Raw genomic sequence first — 15585 nt, forward strand, 5'->3', positions numbered from 1 at the left:
GAGTGTCGTCCGCCGTGCCGGGCAGTGCCCGCGCCGCGCACCGGCACGGCGCGGGCACCCCGCCCGTACGGCGGCCTGTGCCGCGCCGCACCCCGGGTCGTCCGGGGCGGCCGATCGCGTATCGCGTGCCGTCCGCCGTGCCGGATGCAGGCCGTGCCCCGCACCGGCAAGGCGCGGGCGCCGAACCCGTCCTATCCGCGTCGTGCCCCGCGCCGCGCCGGGCGGCCCCGGGGGCCGCCGTGTCCCACGCCCCGTTCACGCCCATCCTCCCGGCCCCCCGTACCCGGGAGCGCCCGTGGGCCCCGGCGCGGGCACGCCCCGCCCCGCCGGTGTCCCCGCGAGCTGCCACAGGGCGGGGAACGGGAGGTGCGGGGTCATGGCGAGGGCCGTCCAGCCGGCGGCGTGGAGGGTGTGGAGCGGGACAAAGGCGTTCGGGTGGCCCAGGGGGGCGCCCGGCCAGGCGACCGGGTCGAGGAGGAACGCGAGCGCCGTGGTGCCGCGCCGCCGCAGGCCGGCGACGCGCGCGGCCTCCTGCGGGCTCAGCCCGCCGAGGAACGCCACGAGCAGCCCCCCGGTGTCGCCGCGCAGCGCCTCCTGGGCGGCGGACAGCCCGACGGCCTCGGAGTGGTCGACGACCGCGAGCGCGTCCAGCAGTGTCCCGGCCGCGTCCGCCGGGTCGAGGGCCCCGCCGGCCCGTCCGCCGACGCCGTCGGGGCCGGAGAGCCAGGCGCCGGTGTCGGTCAGCAGCCGTACGGTGAAGCCGAGTTGGAGCAGGTGGACGGCGACGGACGCGGCCGCCGCCACCGCCCGTTCGAAGGGCGCGCCCGGCCCGGCCCCGGCGAAGGCGACGCCCCGGGTGTCGAGCAGCACGGTGGCCTGGGCCCGCCGCTGCTGCTCCTCCCGGCGGACCATGAGCTCGCCGGTCCTGGCGGTGGCCCGCCAGTGGATCCGGCGTACGTCGTCGCCGTGCCGGTAGGCGCGCGGAATGATGTCGTCGTCGCCGGCGAGGGCGAGGGTGCGCAGGCTGCCGTCGCCGCGCCCGGCCGCGTCGCCGGACATCCGCAGCGGCGGCAGCGGCTCGCAGTAGGGGACGGCCGTGAGCATCGCGTGGGTGCCGAAGCCACGGCTGACCTCGCACATGCCGAACGGGTCGGTCAGCCGCAGCCGCAGCGGCCCCAGCGGGTAGCGGCCGCGCAGGTCGGCCCGGACCCGGTAGGCCACCTCGCGGTGGCCGCCCGGCCGCATCCGGTCCAGGGTGAACCGCGGGTGCGGGCCGAGCACCCAGGGCACCTGGTCCTCGACCAGCAGCACGCCGGTGGGGACGCGGGCGACGTTGGCGACGCGCAGCCGCACCTGTGCCTCCTGCCCGGCGGTCACCCGGGCGGGGGAGAGCGTACGGTCGCCGGTGATCCGGTGCCGGGTGCGGTGCAGCACCAGGACGCACACCACCGGCAGGACGGCCAGCAGCAGCCCCACCCGCAGCAGCCCCTCCTGGCCCAGGACGTAGGAGCAGACGACGGCGGCGGCCCCGGCGGCCAGGAAGGACCGGCCGCGCGTGGTCAGCCCCCCGAACGCCGCCCGCAGTCCGCCGTCGCCGTCGGCGGCCGGTTCGCCCGGGGGGTACGGGTGGTCCGTCACGGCCGTCGCGCCTCCGGGGGCCGCGGCGCGGCCTGCTCCGGGACGGGGACGGGGGTGAGCCGCAGGATGTCCAGGACGATCTGCTCCGGGGTGCGCCGGCTCAGCTGCGCCTGCGCGGTCGGCAGCAGCCGGTGCGCCAGCACCGCGACGGCCACCGCCCGGACGTCGTCGGGCAGCGTGTAGTCGCGGCCGGCCAGCGCCGCCGTGGCCTTGGCGGCGCGCAGCAGGTGCAGGGTGCCGCGCGGCGACGCGCCGAGCCGCAGCTCGGGGTGGTGCCGGGTGCCGTTGACCAGGTCGACCGCGTACCGCCGCACCGACTCGGCGACGTGCACGGCCCGGACGGCCTCGACCAGCTTGACGATGTCGTGGGCGTGCGCGGCCGGCTGGAGGTCGTCCAGCGGGGAGGTGCCGCCGTGCAGGTCCAGCATCCGCAGTTCGGCCTCCGGGCTGGGGTAGCCCATGGAGACCCGGGCCATGAACCGGTCGCGCTGCGCCTCCGGCAGCGGGTAGGTGCCCTCCATCTCGACCGGGTTCTGGGTGGCCACCACCATGAAGGGGCTGGGCAGTTCGTGGGTCACGCCGTCGGCCGTTACCTGGCGCTCCTCCATCGACTCCAGCAGCGCGGACTGGGTCTTCGGGGAGGCGCGGTTGATCTCGTCGCCGATGACGATCTGCGCGAAGATGGCCCCGGGTCTGAACTCGAACTCCCGCCGCTCCTGGTCGAAGACGCTGACGCCGGTGATGTCGGACGGCAGCAGGTCCGGCGTGAACTGGATGCGCCGCACCGAGCAGTCGATCGAGCGGGCCAGCGCCTTGGCGAGCATGGTCTTGCCCACCCCCGGCACGTCCTCGATCAGCAGGTGGCCCTCGGCCAGCAGCACGGTCAGCGCGGTCCTGACGACCTCCGGCTTGCCCTCGATCACGGCCTCGACGGAGGCGCGCACCCGCTCCGCCGTACTCGTCAGATCGCTCAGGCCCGCTCGTTCGTCAAAGGTCGTCACCCCGGCCCTCCTCGGCCCGTCCACACGTTCACGGGATTCCGTCCCCCCACCGGGAACGGCCCCTCCCCAACCCCGCCGGCGTCCCGTCCGCGCGAGGCGGGCGGGACGGCGGTTCCTTACGCATTCTCACCGCCCGCGCGGCACGACGGCAGCGCGGGCGGGTCCTCCGGTGCGGTTCAGGGCCGCGGGTCGATCTCCCGCAGCAGCCCGGTGGTCACGTCGAAGACGAACCCGCGGACGTCGTCCTTGTGCGGCAGGAACGGGGAGGTGCGCACCCGCTGCATGGACTGCCGGACGTCCTGGTCCAGATCGCGGAACGCCTCCACCGCCCACGGCGGCCGCTGTCCGACCTCCTCCTCGATCTCGTGCCGGAAATCCTCCGTCAGGTTCAGCAGGCCGCAGCCCGTGTGGTGGATGAGGACCACCGAACGGGTACCCAGCGCGCGCTGGCTGATGGTCAGGGACCGGATGATGTCGTCGGTGACGACACCGCCGGCGTTGCGGATGGTGTGGCAGTCGCCGAGCTCCAGGCCGAGCGCGGCGTGCAGGTCGATGCGGGCGTCCATGCAGGCGACGACCGCGACCTTGAGGACCGGCCGGGCGTCCATGCCCGGATCGGTGAACTCGGCGGCGTAGCGCGCGTTGGCCGCCACGAGACGGTCCGTGACCGTGGAGTGGCCGCCGTCGGCGCCGGAGGTGCTGGGGGGCGGAGACGCGGATATCGACATGTGCACGAAGGTAGTCGGCTACCGGCCCGTCGGCCCCCCGAAGAGGCGGGCAAACGCCGTCAACGTGGCCATCTGTGAGGCAAGCCACAGCCCGGAGGGGCGTGCGGCCGACCGGGTGAGCCCGCCGCCGCGGCCCGTCCTCCGGCGCGCTGGCCGGTTGATTGACCGGGGGGACGAGTGGACTAAAGTGGCGCGAAGTGGGAGGCGAGCCGCTCCCCCCGAACCGCCGGAACCCAGCGACCCAGCCGTACCAGGAAATCCGGAAACCCGCCACGTGCGCGAGGTGTCCGTACCCCTCGGCCCCTTCCCGCTCCCCGGCCGTCCCGCGCCGCCCGCCGGCGCCGGGCCGGGCGGCGCCTCCCCTTCGAGCGGGCGGGGACCCGGCGGTGCGTGCGCCCCGCGCCGTACCGCACTCCCAGAAGGGCGCATGAGCAGCAACGCGCGTCACGTCCCCGTCATGCTCCAGCGCTGCCTGGACATGCTCGCCCCCGCTCTCACGGAGCCCGGTGCCGTCGTCGTCGACTGCACGCTGGGCGCCGGGGGGCACAGCGAGGCGCTGCTCACCGCCTTCCCGGAGGCCCGGCTCGTCGCCCTCGACCGCGACCCCACCGCCCTCGCCCTGGCCGGCGGCCGGCTGGCCCCCTTCGGCGACCGCGCCACCCTCGTCCAGGCCGTCTACCACGAGCTCCCCGAGGTGCTGGAGCGGCTGGGCATCCCGCGCGTCCAGGGCGTCCTGTTCGACCTCGGCGTCTCGTCCATGCAGCTCGACGAGGCCGACCGCGGCTTCGCCTACGCGCAGGACGCGCCGCTCGACATGCGCATGGACCAGACGAAGGGCATCAGCGCCGCCGAGGTCCTCAACACCTACCCGCCCGGCGAACTCGTCCGCATCCTGCGGGCGTACGGCGAGGAGAAGCAGGCCCGGCGGATCGTCGAGGCGGTCGTCCGGGAGCGCGAGAAGGAGCCCTTCACGCGCAGCGCCCGGCTGGTCGAGCTGATCCGCGACGCGCTGCCGCAGGCCGCCAAGCGCACCGGCGGCAATCCCGCGAAGCGCACCTTCCAGGCGCTGCGCATCGAGGTCAACGGCGAACTGGCCAGCGTCGAACGGGCCATTCCGGCCGCGGTCAAGGCGCTCGCGGTGGGCGGCCGGATCGCGGTGCTGTCCTACCAGTCGCTGGAGGACCGCATCGTCAAGCAGGTCTTCGCGGCGGGCGCCGCCACCACCGCGCCCCCCGGCCTGCCGGTGGTCCCCGAGCGCTACCAGCCGCGGCTGAAGCTGCTCACCCGCGGCGCCGAACTGCCCACCGAGGAGGAGGTCGCCGAGAACCGGCGGGCCGCCCCCGCCCGGCTGCGCGGAGCGGAGCGCGTCCGCGAGGACGTGACGGACGCGCCATGACGGCCACCGCGCGCACCCGGGGCACCGCCGGCGGAAGCCGGCTCGGCCGACTGCTGCCGGTCGGGACCGGCGGCGCGCGGCGCACCCCCTTCGTGCTGCTGGTCGTGGTGCTGCTCGGCTCCGGGCTGATCGGCCTGCTGCTGCTCAACTCGGCGCTCAACCAGGGCTCGTTCGAGCTCAGCAGGCTCCAGCGGAAGACCACCGAGCTGACCGACCGGCAGCAGGCCCTCCAGCAGGAGGTCGACCAGCTCGCCGCCCCCGACGCGCTGGAGCGCCGGGCCCGGGAGCTGGGCATGGTCCCCGGCGGCAGCCCCGCCTTCCTCAACCCCGACGGGACGGTCAGCGGCGTGCCCGCCCCCGCGCCCGAGGCGGGCGCGGCCCCCGGCGACGGCGGGCCGGACCCGGCCGCGTACCGGCCGCCGGCGCCCGCGCCGGTACCCGCGCCCGTACCGTCCCCCGTGCCGGCCCCGGGGCCTCCGGCGGCCGAACCGGCGCCCTCGCCGGCACCTGCGGCACCCTCAGCACCCTCAGCACCCTCCCTCCCCGGACTTCCAGGCAGGTGACGTCGTGACGGCGCCCAGGCAGCAGCCCCGCCGCCCGGTTCCCGGGCCCGCCCGCCCCGCGGCCCGCCCGGCGCGCCCCCGCGTCGGCGCCCGCCCGCTCCGCCTGGGCAATCCGCGGCCCCGGCTCCGGCTGATCGGCCTCGGCCTCACCCTGGTGCTGCTGGTGTTCACCGTGCGGCTGCTCCAGGTGCAGGCCGTCGACGCCGACGCCTACGCCGCCCGCGCCAACGTCAACCGCTACATCCCCGTCACCCTGGCCGCCGAGCGCGGTGCCATCACCGACCGCAACGGCGTGGACCTGGCCACCACCGTCGACGCCTACGACATCACCGCCGCCCCCGACCTGCTCACCCCCGAGCGCACCGGCCTCAAGAACGCCGCCCACAAGGCCGCCGAGCTGCTGGCCCCGGTCCTGGGCGGGCCCGTCGACGAGGTAGAGGAGAAGCTCACCGCCAACCCGGCCTCCAAGTACGTGGTCCTGGCCCGGCAGCAGCCGCCCCAGGTCTGGGACCGCATCCGGGAGCTCAAGCAGGGCAAGGCCGCCCGCGTCCGCGGCACGCACGGCGCCCTGAACCTGCTCACCGGCGTCAACCGCGAGGCGCACAGCAAGCGCGTGTACCCCAACGGCGACCTCGCCGCCGGGATACTGGGCTTCGTCAACGCCGACGGCAAGGGCGGCGGCGGGCTGGAGGCCCAGCTCAACACCGCGCTCGCGGGCAAGGACGGCAAGCGGGTCTACGCCCAGTCCGGCGGCCGGCAGGTGCCCACCGGCGACCTCAAGGAGCAGGCCGCCGTCCCCGGCTCGGACGTCGAGCTGACCATCGACCGGGACATCCAGTGGGCCGCCCAGAGTGCCATCGCCGCCCAGGTCCGCGCGTCCGCCGCCGACCGCGGCTACGTCGTCGTCCAGGACTCCCGCAGCGGCGAGATCCTGGCCATGGCCAACGCCCCCGGCTACAACCCCAACGACCTCGCCCACGCCGACCGCGCCGCGCTGGGCAACGCCGCGCTCCAGGACGCCTACGAGCCCGGCAGCGTCAACAAGGTGATGACGATGGCGGCCGTGCTGGAGGAGGGCGTCGCCACCCCCGGCACCCGGGTGGAGGTCCCCAACCGGCTGCCGCGCGCCGACCGGGCGTTCGCCGACGACATCGACCACGCCACCTGGCACCTCACCCTCAACGGGGTGCTCGCCAAGTCCAGCAACATCGGCACCATCCTGGCCAGCGAGCAGCTCGGCAAGACCCCCGAGGAGTCGGGCGCGGTCCTCTACTCGTACCTGCGCAAGTTCGGCCTCGGGCAGCCCACCGGCCTGGGCTTCCCGGGCGAGACGCCGGGCATCCTGGCCCCGGCGCGGGAGTGGAGCGCCTCCCAGCGCTACACCGTCCCGTTCGGCCAGGGCCTGTCCCTCAACGCCGTCCAGGCCGCCTCCGTCTACTCGACGATCGCCGGCGGCGGCGAACGCGTCCGGCCGACACTGGTGCGCGGCACCAAGGGCCCCGACGGGCGCTACCTCCCCGCGCCCGCCCCGCCCCGCACCCGGGTGGTCAGCGAGAAGACCGCCAAGCAGCTGTCGGAGATGCTGGAGTCGGTCGTCGACGACCGGGACGGCACCGGGACCAAGGCGAAGATCCCCGGCTACCGGGTGGCCGGCAAGACCGGCACGTCCAACCGGGTGGATCCGCGCACCGGCCGCTACCACGGCTACACCGCCTCCTTCGCCGGCTTCGCCCCCGCCGACCAGCCCCGCGTCACCGTCTACTGCGCCATCCAGAACCCCACCCGGGGCAGCTACTTCGGCGGCCAGATCTGCGGACCGGTGTTCCAACAGGTCATGTCCTTCGCGCTGAAGACGCTCCAGGTGCCGCCCTCCGGCAGCGGGCCGCCCCGGCTGCCCGTGGAGTACTGACCGTGCCGCCGCGCCGCGCCACCGGGGCGTGCCGACTGTGACGCACGGCACGTCGGAACCGGGGAACCGCGGCCCGGCGCGCCCCTCGCTTCGCGACGGGCCGGGTGCGCCCGGTACGCTCACCGCCGTGCCCCACGCTGATCAGTCCCCAGCCACCACCCCGGAACCCACCGCTCCGGGAGCGCCCCGCCCCACCCGGGTCCGGCCGGTGCCGCTCACCGAGCTCGCCGGTCAGCTGGGCGTCCGCGCCCCCGAGGGCGCGGGAGCCGCGGTCACCGGCATCACGCACGACTCCCGTGCCGTCCGCCCCGGCGACCTCTACGCGGCCCTGCCCGGCGCCCGGTTCCACGGCGCCGCCTTCAGCGAGCAGGCGGCGAAGCTCGGCGCCGCGGCCGTGCTGACCGACCCGGCGGGCGCCGAGCGCGCCGCCGCCACCGGCCTGCCGGTCCTGGTCGTCGACGACCCGCGCGGCCGGATGGGCGCCCTCGCGGCCGCCGTCTACGGCGAGCCCGGCCGGGACCTGCTGCGCATCGGCATCACGGGCACCTCCGGCAAGACCACCACCGCCTACCTCATCGAGGGCGGCCTGCGCGCCTGGGAGCGCTCCCGCGCCACCGGCGACCGCCCGGCGGCCCTCACCGGCCTGATCGGCACCGTCGAGTCCCGCATCGGCGACGAGCGCGTGAAGTCCGAGCGCACCACCCCCGAGGCCACCGACCTCCAGGCCCTGTTCGCCGTGATGCGCGAGAAGGGCGTCCACTCGGTGGCCATGGAGGTCTCCAGCCACGCGCTGGTGCTCGGCCGGGTCGACGGCTGCGTCTTCGACGTCGCCGTCTTCAACAACCTCAGCCCGGAGCACATGGAGTTCCACTCCGACATGGAGGACTACTTCCGGGCCAAAGCCGAGCTCTTCACCAAGGAGCGCAGCCGGATCGGCGTGGTCAACGTCGACGACGCGTACGGCCGCCGGCTCGCCGGGGGCGAGTCCGAGGTCCCCGTCGTCACCTTCTCCGCCGCGGGCAGCCCGGACGCCGACTGGCGCGCGGTGGACGTCGAGAGCGGCCTGTTCGACTCCACGTTCACCATCGAGGGCCCCGACGGCGTCTCCGTCCCCGGCCGTTCGCCGCTCGCCGGCCCGTTCAACGTCGCCAACGCGCTCGCCGCCGTCGTGGCGCTGGTCGCCGCCGGCGCCGACCCGCGGACCGCCGCGGACGGCGTCGCCGCCGTCGCCGGCGTCCCCGGCCGGCTGGAGCGTGTCGACGCCGGGCAGGGCTACCTCGCCGTCGTCGACTACGCCCACAAGACGGACGCCGTCGAATCGGTTCTCCGCGCCCTGCGCAAGGTCACCCCCGGCCGCATCCACGCCGTCCTCGGCTGCGGCGGCGACCGGGACACCACCAAGCGCGCTCCTATGGGCGCCGCGCTGGCCCGGCTCGCCGACACCGCCGTCCTGACCTCCGACAACCCCCGCTCCGAGGATCCCCTCGCGATCCTCGCCACCATGCTCGCGGGCGCCGCCGAGGTGCCCGCCGCCGAGCGCGGCGCCGTCCTCCTCCTGGAGGACCGCGCCGCCGCCATCGCCGCCGCCGTCGCCCGCGCCGAGCCCGGAGACACCGTCCTCGTCCTGGGCAAGGGCCACGAGCAGGGCCAGGACATCGCCGGAGTGGTACGCCCCTTCGACGACCGCCAGGTGCTGCGCGAGGCCATCGAGCGCGGCGCCGGTACCCACGCGGTCACCAAGCACCGGAACGACCAGGGATGACAGACCGCCATGCGCGCACAAACCTCCCCCCGGAAGCCCGACCGAACGGCTGGAGGTGACCCCCGGTGATCCCCCTGTCCCTCGCCGAGATCACCGCCCTCGTCGGCGGGCGGCAGCACGACATACCGGACCCGGACGCCCTGGCTACCGGCCCGGTCGTCTACGACTCCCGTGAGGTCGTCCCCGGCGGCCTGTTCGCGGCCTTCGCCGGGGAGCACGTCGACGGCCACGACTACGCCGGACGCGCCATCGAGGCGGGGGCGGTCGCCGTACTGGCCACCCGGCCCGTCGGCGTACCCGCCATCGTCGTCCCGGACGTCGTCGCAGCCCTCGGGGCCCTGGCCCGCGCCGTCGTGGAGCGCCTGGGCGCCACCGTGGTCGGACTGACCGGCTCCGCCGGGAAGACCAGCACCAAGGACCTGATCGGGCAGCTGCTGGGCCGCCTGGGACCGACGGTGTGCCCGGCCGGCAACCTCAACAACGAGATCGGCCTCCCGGTGACCGCCCTGCGCGCCACCGAGGAGACCCGCCACCTCGTCCTGGAGATGGGCGCCCGCGGCGTCGGCCACATCCGCTACCTCGCCGAGCTCACCCCGCCGCGCATCGGCCTCGTGCTCAACGTCGGCACCGCGCACATCGGCGAGTTCGGCGGCCGGGAGCGGATCGCGCTGGCCAAGGGCGAGCTGGTCGAGGCGCTGCCGGCGGCGGCCGAGGGCGGCGTCGCCGTGCTCAACGCCGACGACCCGCTGGTCCGCGCCATGACCGCGCGCACCAAGGCCCGTACGGTGCTGTTCGGCGAGGCCGCCGACGCCGACGTACGGGCGGCGGACGTCCGCCTCACCCCGGACGGCCGGCCCGCCTTCACGCTGCACACCCCCACCGGGTGCGCCGAGGTGACCATGCGGCTGTACGGTGAGCACCACGTGTCGAACGCGCTCGCCGCCGCCGCCGTCGCCCACGAGCTGGGCATGCCCGTGCAGGAGATCGCCTCCGCGCTCTCCGAGGCGGGCCAGCTCTCCCGCTGGCGGATGGAGGTCACCGAGCGCGCGGACGGCGTGACGATCGTCAACGACGCCTACAACGCGAACCCCGAGTCCATGAAGGCCGCGCTCCGCGCGCTGGCCGCCATGGGCGAGACCGCCAGGGCGCGGGGGGGCCGCACGTGGGCGGTGCTCGGCCAAATGGCGGAGCTCGGCGAGGAGTCGCTCGCCGAGCACGACGCGGTCGGACGGCTGGCCGTCCGGCTCAACGTCAGCAAGCTCGTGGCAGTCGGGGACAGGGAAGCGGCCTGGCTGTGCATGGGCGCCTACAACGAGGGTTCGTGGGGTGAGGAGTCGGTGCACGTGTCCGACGTGCGGGCGGCGGTCGACCTGCTGCGCAGCGAGCTGCGTCCGGGGGACGTCGTCCTGGTGAAGGGGTCCCGCTCGGTCGGGCTGGAGCGGGTCGCGGAACAGCTGCTCGCGGGTGAGGGCGAGGTCACCGGTCGATGAACCAGATCCTTGTCGCGGGAGTCGTCGGACTCTTCCTGACGCTGATCGGCACCCCGCTGCTGATCAAGTTCCTCGCCCGCAAGGGCTACGGCCAGTTCATCCGGGACGACGGCCCGCGCGGCCACGCCGGGAAGAAGGGCACGCCCACCATGGGTGGCATCGCCTTCATCCTGGCGACCCTGGTCGCGTACGCCGTCACCAAGGTGGCGACCAGCAGCAAGCCGACCACCTCCGGTCTGCTGGTGCTGTTCCTGACCGCGGGCATGGGCCTGGTCGGCTTCCTCGACGACTACATCAAGATCGTCAAGCAGCGCAGCCTCGGTCTGCGGGCCAAGGCCAAGATGGCCGGCCAGCTGATCGTCGGCATCGCCTTCGCGGTGCTGGCCCTGCAGTTCGCGGACACCCGCGGCCAGACCCCGGCCTCGACCCGGCTGTCGTTCACCCAGGACTTCGGCTGGGCGCTGGGCCCGGTGATCTTCGTGGTCTGGGCGCTGTTCATGATCCTCGCGATGTCGAACGGCGTGAACCTCACCGACGGCCTCGACGGCCTCGCCACCGGCGCCTCGGTGATGGTCTTCGGCGCGTACGTGTTCATCGGCACCTGGCAGCACGGCCAGTCCTGCGGCAACCCGCTGACCGCGGGCGCCGCCTGTTACGAGGTCAGAGACCCCCTCGACTTGGCCGTCGTGGCCTCCGCCCTGATGGGCTCGTGCTTCGGCTTCCTCTGGTGGAACACCTCGCCCGCCAAGATCTTCATGGGCGATACCGGCTCGCTCGCCCTCGGCGGCGCGCTCGCGGGACTGGCCATCTGCTCCCGCACCGAGCTCCTCATCGCGGTCCTCGGCGGTCTGTTCGTCCTCATCACCATGTCCGTGGTGATCCAGGTCGGCTCGTTCCGCCTCACCGGGAAGCGCGTCTTCCGGATGGCCCCGCTCCAGCACCACTTCGAACTCAAGGGGTGGAGCGAAGTCCTGGTGGTGGTCCGCTTCTGGATCATCCAGGGCCTGTGCGTGGCCGTCGGCCTCGGAATCTTCTACGCGGGATGGCTGGCCATCAAGTGACCACCTCGGAATTCCACGGCAAGCACATCACCGTCGCCGGCCTCGGCGTGAGCGGCGTCAGCGCCGCCCGCGCCCTGGCCGGCCTCGGCGCCCGGGTCACCGTCGTCGACGGCGGCGACGGCCCGGCCCTGCGCGAGCGCGCGGCCGGCCTCGGCGCCGACGTCACCGTCCGCCTGAACGACGCCGACACCCTCCCCGAGGGCACCGACCTCGTCGTCACCTCGCCCGGCTGGCGCCCGGACAGCCCGCTGTTCACCGCCGCCGCCGAGGCCGGCGTCGATGTCGTCGGCGACGTCGAGATCGCCTGGCGGCTGCGCGGCGAGGGCGCGCCCCCGTGGCTCGCCGTCACCGGCACCAACGGCAAGACGACGACCGTGCGGATGCTCGCCTCCATCCTGGAGGCCGCCGGCCTGCGCACCGCCGCCGTCGGCAACATCGGCACCCCCATCGTCGACGTGGTGCTCTCGCAGGAGCCCTACGACGTCCTGGCCGTCGAACTCTCCAGCTACCAGCTGCACTGGGCGCCCTCGCTGCGCGCCCATTCCGCGGCCGTCCTCAACCTGGCCCCGGACCACCTCGACTGGCACGGCTCGATGAAGGCGTACGCCGCCGACAAGGGCCGGGTCTACGAGGGCAACCGGATCGCCTGCGTCTACAACACCGCCGACCCGCGCACCGAGCAGCTGGTCCGCGACGCCGACGTCGAGGAGGGCTGCCGCGCCATCGGCTTCACCCTCGGCGCCCCCGGCCTCTCCGAACTCGGCGTGGTCGACGGCATCCTCGTCGACCGGGCGTTCGTCGCCGACCGGCAGCGCAACGCCCAGGAGCTCGCCGAGGTCTCCGACATCCACCCGCCGGCGCCGCACAACATCGCCAACGCCCTGGCCGCCGCCGCCCTGGCGCGCGCCTTCGGCGTGGAGCCCAAGGCCGTCCGCGACGGCCTGCGCGCCTTCCGGCCGGACGCCCACCGCATCGCCCACGTCGCCGACGTGGCCGGGGTGGCGTACGTGGACGACTCCAAGGCCACCAACACCCACGCCGCCGAGGCTTCCCTGGCCGCCTACGAGTCCGTGGTGTGGATCGCGGGCGGCCTCGCCAAGGGCGCGACCTTCGACGACCTGGTCACCGGCGCCGCCGGGCGGCTGCGCGGCGCCGTCCTGCTCGGGGCCGACCGGGCCCTGATCAAGGAGGCGCTGGCACGACACGCCCCGGATGTCCCGGTGGTGGACCTCGACCGGACCGACACTGGGGCGATGGCCGAGGCCGTCCGGGAGGCGGCCCGGCTCGCCGCCCCCGGCGATACGGTCCTGCTGGCCCCGGCCTGCGCGTCGATGGACATGTTCACCCACTACGGCGAGCGGGGCGAGGCGTTCGCGGCGGCGGTCCGGGAACTGGCCGACGAGGCCGGGCCCGGGGAGCCCGCCGACGGCCGCGCCACGGACAACTAGCCGCCACGGCCCCGCGCCGCGGGCCGGGCGGCCCGGAACAGCAGCGGAGGGGACCCGGATGCACGCCGACCACGTCCACGCCACCGCGGGCCCGCCCGGCGCCTGGACGGCCCTGCGCGGGCCCTCCGCGCGCCCCCGGTCCGCCCGCCCGTCCGGCGCCGCCCCGGCCCGCGGGGCGGCGGGCAGACGCCCGGCCACGGGCTCCCCGCGCGGCGGCCCGCCGCGCGGCCGGCTCCCCGGCGGCCCGGGCGGGCTGCGCGCCCTGCACGCCCGCGCGCGCCGCGCCTGGGACCGGCCCCTGACGGCGTACTACCTCGTCCTCGGCGGCTCGCTGCTGATCACCGTGCTGGGCCTGGTGATGGTCTACTCGGCCTCCCAGATCAAGGCCCTGCAGAGCGGGCTGGCCCCCACGTACTTCTTCCGCAAGCAGCTCCTCGCCGCCGCCATCGGCACCGTCCTGCTGCTGGTGGCCGCCCGGCTGCCGGTGAAGGTGCTGCGGGCGCTCGCCTACCCGCTGCTCGCCGTGTCGGCGTTCCTGCTGGTCCTGGTCCAGGTGCCGGGCATCGGCGAGACCATCAACGGCAACACCAACTGGATCTCCCTCGGCGGCCCCTTCCAGGCCCAGCCCAGCGAGTTCGCCAAGCTGGCCCTGGTGCTCTGGGGCGCCGACCTGCTGGCCCGCAAGCAGCAGAAGAAGCTGCTCACCCAGTGGAAGCACCTGCTGGTGCCGCTGGTGCCCGTCACCTTCGTGCTGCTCGGCCTGATCATGGTCGGCGGTGACATGGGCACCACCGTGGTGCTCACCTTCGTCCTGTTCGGCCTGCTCTGGGTGGCCGGCGCCCCCACCCGGCTGTTCGCCGGGGTGATCGGTGTCACAGGCGCGCTCGCCGTCCTGTTCATCAAGACCAGCGCCAACCGGATGTCCCGCCTGGACTGCATCGGCGCCACCGACCCGGGCGCCAACGACCAGTGCTGGCAGGCCGTGCACGGAATCTACGCTTTGGCCAACGGCGGCTGGTTCGGTGCCGGACTGGGTGCCAGCGTCGAAAAATGGGGCGAACTGCCCGAGCCCCACACCGACTTCATCTTCGCGATCACCGGCGAGGAGCTGGGCCTGGCGGGGACGCTGTCGGTCCTCGCCCTCTTCGCGGCTCTAGGCTATGCGGGTATCCGCGTGGCCGGACGCACGGAGGACCCCTTCGTGAGGTACGCCGCGGGAGCGGTGACCACCTGGATCACGGCCCAGGCCGTGGTCAACATCGGTGCGGTGCTCGGCCTGCTGCCGATCGCCGGTGTGCCGCTCCCGCTGTTCTCCTACGGAGGGTCCGCCCTGCTGCCGACCATGTTCGCCATCGGGCTCCTGATCGCCTTCGCGCGCGACGAACCCGGTGCGCGGGCGGCGCTGGCCATGCGGCAGCCTGGGGTGAGATGGAAGACGATGAGACGGCGCGTCAAGAAGCGGCCGTCCGGAGAGCGGTGAATTTCGGTGCATGTCGTACTCGCCGGCGGGGGGACCGCCGGCCACATCGAGCCCGCGCTCGCCCTCGCGGACGCCCTGCGCAGGCAGGACCCGACCGTGGGGATCACGGCGCTCGGCACGGAGCGCGGGCTGGAGACCCGGCTCGTGCCCGAGCGGGGCTATGAGCTGGGCCTGATCCCGGCGGTGCCGCTGCCCCGCAAGCCCACGCCCGAGCTGATCACCGTGCCCGGGCGGCTGCGCGGCACCATCAAGGCCGCCGAGCAGATCCTGGAGCGCACCAAGGCCGACTGCGTGGTCGGCTTCGGCGGCTATGTGGCGCTCCCCGGCTACCTGGCCGCCAAGCGGCTCGGCGTGCCGATCATCGTCCACGAGGCCAACGCCCGCCCCGGCCTGGCCAACAAGATCGGCTCGCGCTACGCGGCCGGCGTCGCGGTGTCCACCCCGGACAGCAAGCTGCGCAACGCCCGTTACGTGGGCATCCCGCTGCGCCGCACGATCGCCACCCTGGACCGGGCGGCCCTGCGCTGGGAAGCGCGCGCCGCGTTCGGCCTGGAGCCGAACATGCCGACCCTGCTGGTCTCGGGCGGCTCCCAGGGCGCCCGCCGGCTGAACGAGGTCGTCCAGGCGGTCGCCCCGTCGCTGCAGCGCTCGGGCATCCAGATCCTGCACGCGGTCGGCCCGAAGAACGACGTGCCGCATGTCGACAACATGCCCGGTATGCCGCCTTACATCCCGGTATCGTATGTGGATCGCATGGACCTCGCGTACGCCGCGGCCGACATGATGCTCTGCCGCGCGGGCGCGATGACCGTCGCCGAACTCTCCGCCGTCGGGCTCCCGGCCGCCTACGTCCCGCTGCCCATCGGCAACGGCGAACAGCGGCTCAACGCCCAGCCGGTGGTCAAGGCGGGCGGCGGACTGCTGGTCGACGACGCCGAGCTGAGCCCGGAGTGGATCCACCACAACGTGCTCCCGGTCCTCAGCGACCCGCAGCGGCTGTACGACATGTCCCGCGCCGCCGCCGAGTTCGGCCGCCGGGACGCCGACGAGCTGCTCGTCGGCATGGTCTACGAGGCGATCGCCGCCCGCAGGGGCTGACGTCGCGGCAG

12 protein-coding genes are annotated in these 15585 nt (G+C 74.7%); 9 read left to right on the forward strand and 3 right to left on the reverse strand.

Translation table 11 applies throughout. The features are described 5' to 3' along the window. Positions 1 to 255: 255 nt before the first annotated feature. The 3 genes from K7I03_RS24640 to K7I03_RS24650 form a co-directional block, all read right to left on the reverse strand. Positions 256 to 1638 carry a DUF58 domain-containing protein gene (locus K7I03_RS24640; RefSeq protein WP_185943602.1) on the reverse strand — a complete coding sequence of 461 codons (1383 nt, stop codon included), beginning with the start codon at positions 1636 to 1638 and terminating at the stop codon, positions 256 to 258. Beyond that, positions 1635 to 2639 carry an AAA family ATPase gene (locus tag K7I03_RS24645; RefSeq protein ID WP_185943603.1) on the reverse strand — a complete coding sequence of 335 codons (1005 nt, stop codon included), beginning with the start codon at positions 2637 to 2639 and terminating at the stop codon, positions 1635 to 1637. Before K7I03_RS24645 ends, K7I03_RS24640 begins: the two co-directional genes overlap by 4 nt. Before the next feature lie 176 nt (positions 2640 to 2815). Continuing rightward, positions 2816 to 3367 carry a beta-class carbonic anhydrase gene (locus K7I03_RS24650; RefSeq protein WP_185943604.1) on the reverse strand — a complete coding sequence of 184 codons (552 nt, stop codon included), beginning with the start codon at positions 3365 to 3367 and terminating at the stop codon, positions 2816 to 2818. Positions 3368 to 3794: 427 nt separating this feature from the next. On the opposite strand from K7I03_RS24650, the gene rsmH reads away from it, so the two are divergent. The 9 genes from rsmH to murG all read left to right on the forward strand — a co-directional run bounded on the left by rsmH (position 3795) and on the right by murG (position 15574). After that, positions 3795 to 4763 carry a 16S rRNA (cytosine(1402)-N(4))-methyltransferase RsmH gene (gene rsmH / locus K7I03_RS24655; RefSeq protein ID WP_185943605.1) on the forward strand — a complete coding sequence of 323 codons (969 nt, stop codon included), beginning with the start codon at positions 3795 to 3797 and terminating at the stop codon, positions 4761 to 4763. Next, on the forward strand, positions 4760 to 5326 hold the full coding sequence (locus K7I03_RS24660) for an FtsB family cell division protein (RefSeq protein WP_185943606.1): 567 nt from the start codon (positions 4760 to 4762) through the stop codon (positions 5324 to 5326). Before rsmH ends, K7I03_RS24660 begins: the two co-directional genes overlap by 4 nt. Before the next feature lie 4 nt (positions 5327 to 5330). Then, positions 5331 to 7235, forward strand: a complete 1905-nt coding sequence (locus tag K7I03_RS24665; RefSeq protein ID WP_185943607.1) for a peptidoglycan D,D-transpeptidase FtsI family protein — start codon at positions 5331 to 5333, stop codon at positions 7233 to 7235. A 37-nt stretch (positions 7236 to 7272) separates the two neighbouring features. Beyond that, complete coding sequence (locus K7I03_RS24670) at positions 7273 to 8997, forward strand: UDP-N-acetylmuramoyl-L-alanyl-D-glutamate--2,6-diaminopimelate ligase (RefSeq protein ID WP_185943800.1); 1725 nt, start codon at positions 7273 to 7275, stop codon at positions 8995 to 8997. A gap of 65 nt (positions 8998 to 9062) precedes the next feature. Then, the gene (locus K7I03_RS24675) at positions 9063 to 10487 is read left to right on the forward strand and encodes a UDP-N-acetylmuramoyl-tripeptide--D-alanyl-D-alanine ligase (RefSeq protein WP_185943608.1); all 1425 of its coding nucleotides are present in this window, start codon (positions 9063 to 9065) and stop codon (positions 10485 to 10487) included. Beyond that, positions 10484 to 11548 carry a phospho-N-acetylmuramoyl-pentapeptide-transferase gene (gene mraY / locus K7I03_RS24680; RefSeq protein WP_004952655.1) on the forward strand — a complete coding sequence of 355 codons (1065 nt, stop codon included), beginning with the start codon at positions 10484 to 10486 and terminating at the stop codon, positions 11546 to 11548. Before K7I03_RS24675 ends, mraY begins: the two co-directional genes overlap by 4 nt. After that, on the forward strand, positions 11530 to 12996 hold the full coding sequence (murD, locus tag K7I03_RS24685; RefSeq protein ID WP_185943609.1) for a UDP-N-acetylmuramoyl-L-alanine--D-glutamate ligase: 1467 nt from the start codon (positions 11530 to 11532) through the stop codon (positions 12994 to 12996). The genes mraY and murD overlap by 19 nt, the downstream gene beginning before the upstream one ends. A 58-nt stretch (positions 12997 to 13054) precedes the next feature. After that, positions 13055 to 14476, forward strand: coding sequence for a putative lipid II flippase FtsW (ftsW, locus tag K7I03_RS24690; RefSeq protein WP_185943610.1), 1422 nt, complete (start codon positions 13055 to 13057; stop codon positions 14474 to 14476). Positions 14477 to 14482: 6 nt separating this feature from the next. After that, the gene (gene murG, locus K7I03_RS24695) at positions 14483 to 15574 is read left to right on the forward strand and encodes an undecaprenyldiphospho-muramoylpentapeptide beta-N-acetylglucosaminyltransferase (RefSeq protein ID WP_185943611.1); all 1092 of its coding nucleotides are present in this window, start codon (positions 14483 to 14485) and stop codon (positions 15572 to 15574) included. Positions 15575 to 15585 lie beyond the last annotated feature (11 nt).

The sequence above is a fragment of the Streptomyces mobaraensis genome (genome assembly GCF_020099395.1).
Lineage (GTDB): Bacteria > Actinomycetota > Actinomycetes > Streptomycetales > Streptomycetaceae > Streptomyces.

Bases quoted from the DNA above. Each gene is read 5' to 3' on its own strand.
- K7I03_RS24650 (WP_185943604.1), bottom strand. From the start codon at position 3,367: ATGTCGATATCCGCGTCTCCGCCCCCCAGCACCTCCGGCGCCGACGGC.
- rsmH (WP_185943605.1), top strand. From the start codon at position 3,795: ATGAGCAGCAACGCGCGTCACGTCCCCGTCATGCTCCAGCGCTGCCTG.
- K7I03_RS24660 (WP_185943606.1), top strand. From the start codon at position 4,760: ATGACGGCCACCGCGCGCACCCGGGGCACCGCCGGCGGAAGCCGGCTC.
- mraY (WP_004952655.1), top strand. From the start codon at position 10,484: ATGAACCAGATCCTTGTCGCGGGAGTCGTCGGACTCTTCCTGACGCTG.
- murD (WP_185943609.1), top strand. From the start codon at position 11,530: ATGGCTGGCCATCAAGTGACCACCTCGGAATTCCACGGCAAGCACATC.
- ftsW (WP_185943610.1), top strand. From the start codon at position 13,055: ATGCACGCCGACCACGTCCACGCCACCGCGGGCCCGCCCGGCGCCTGG.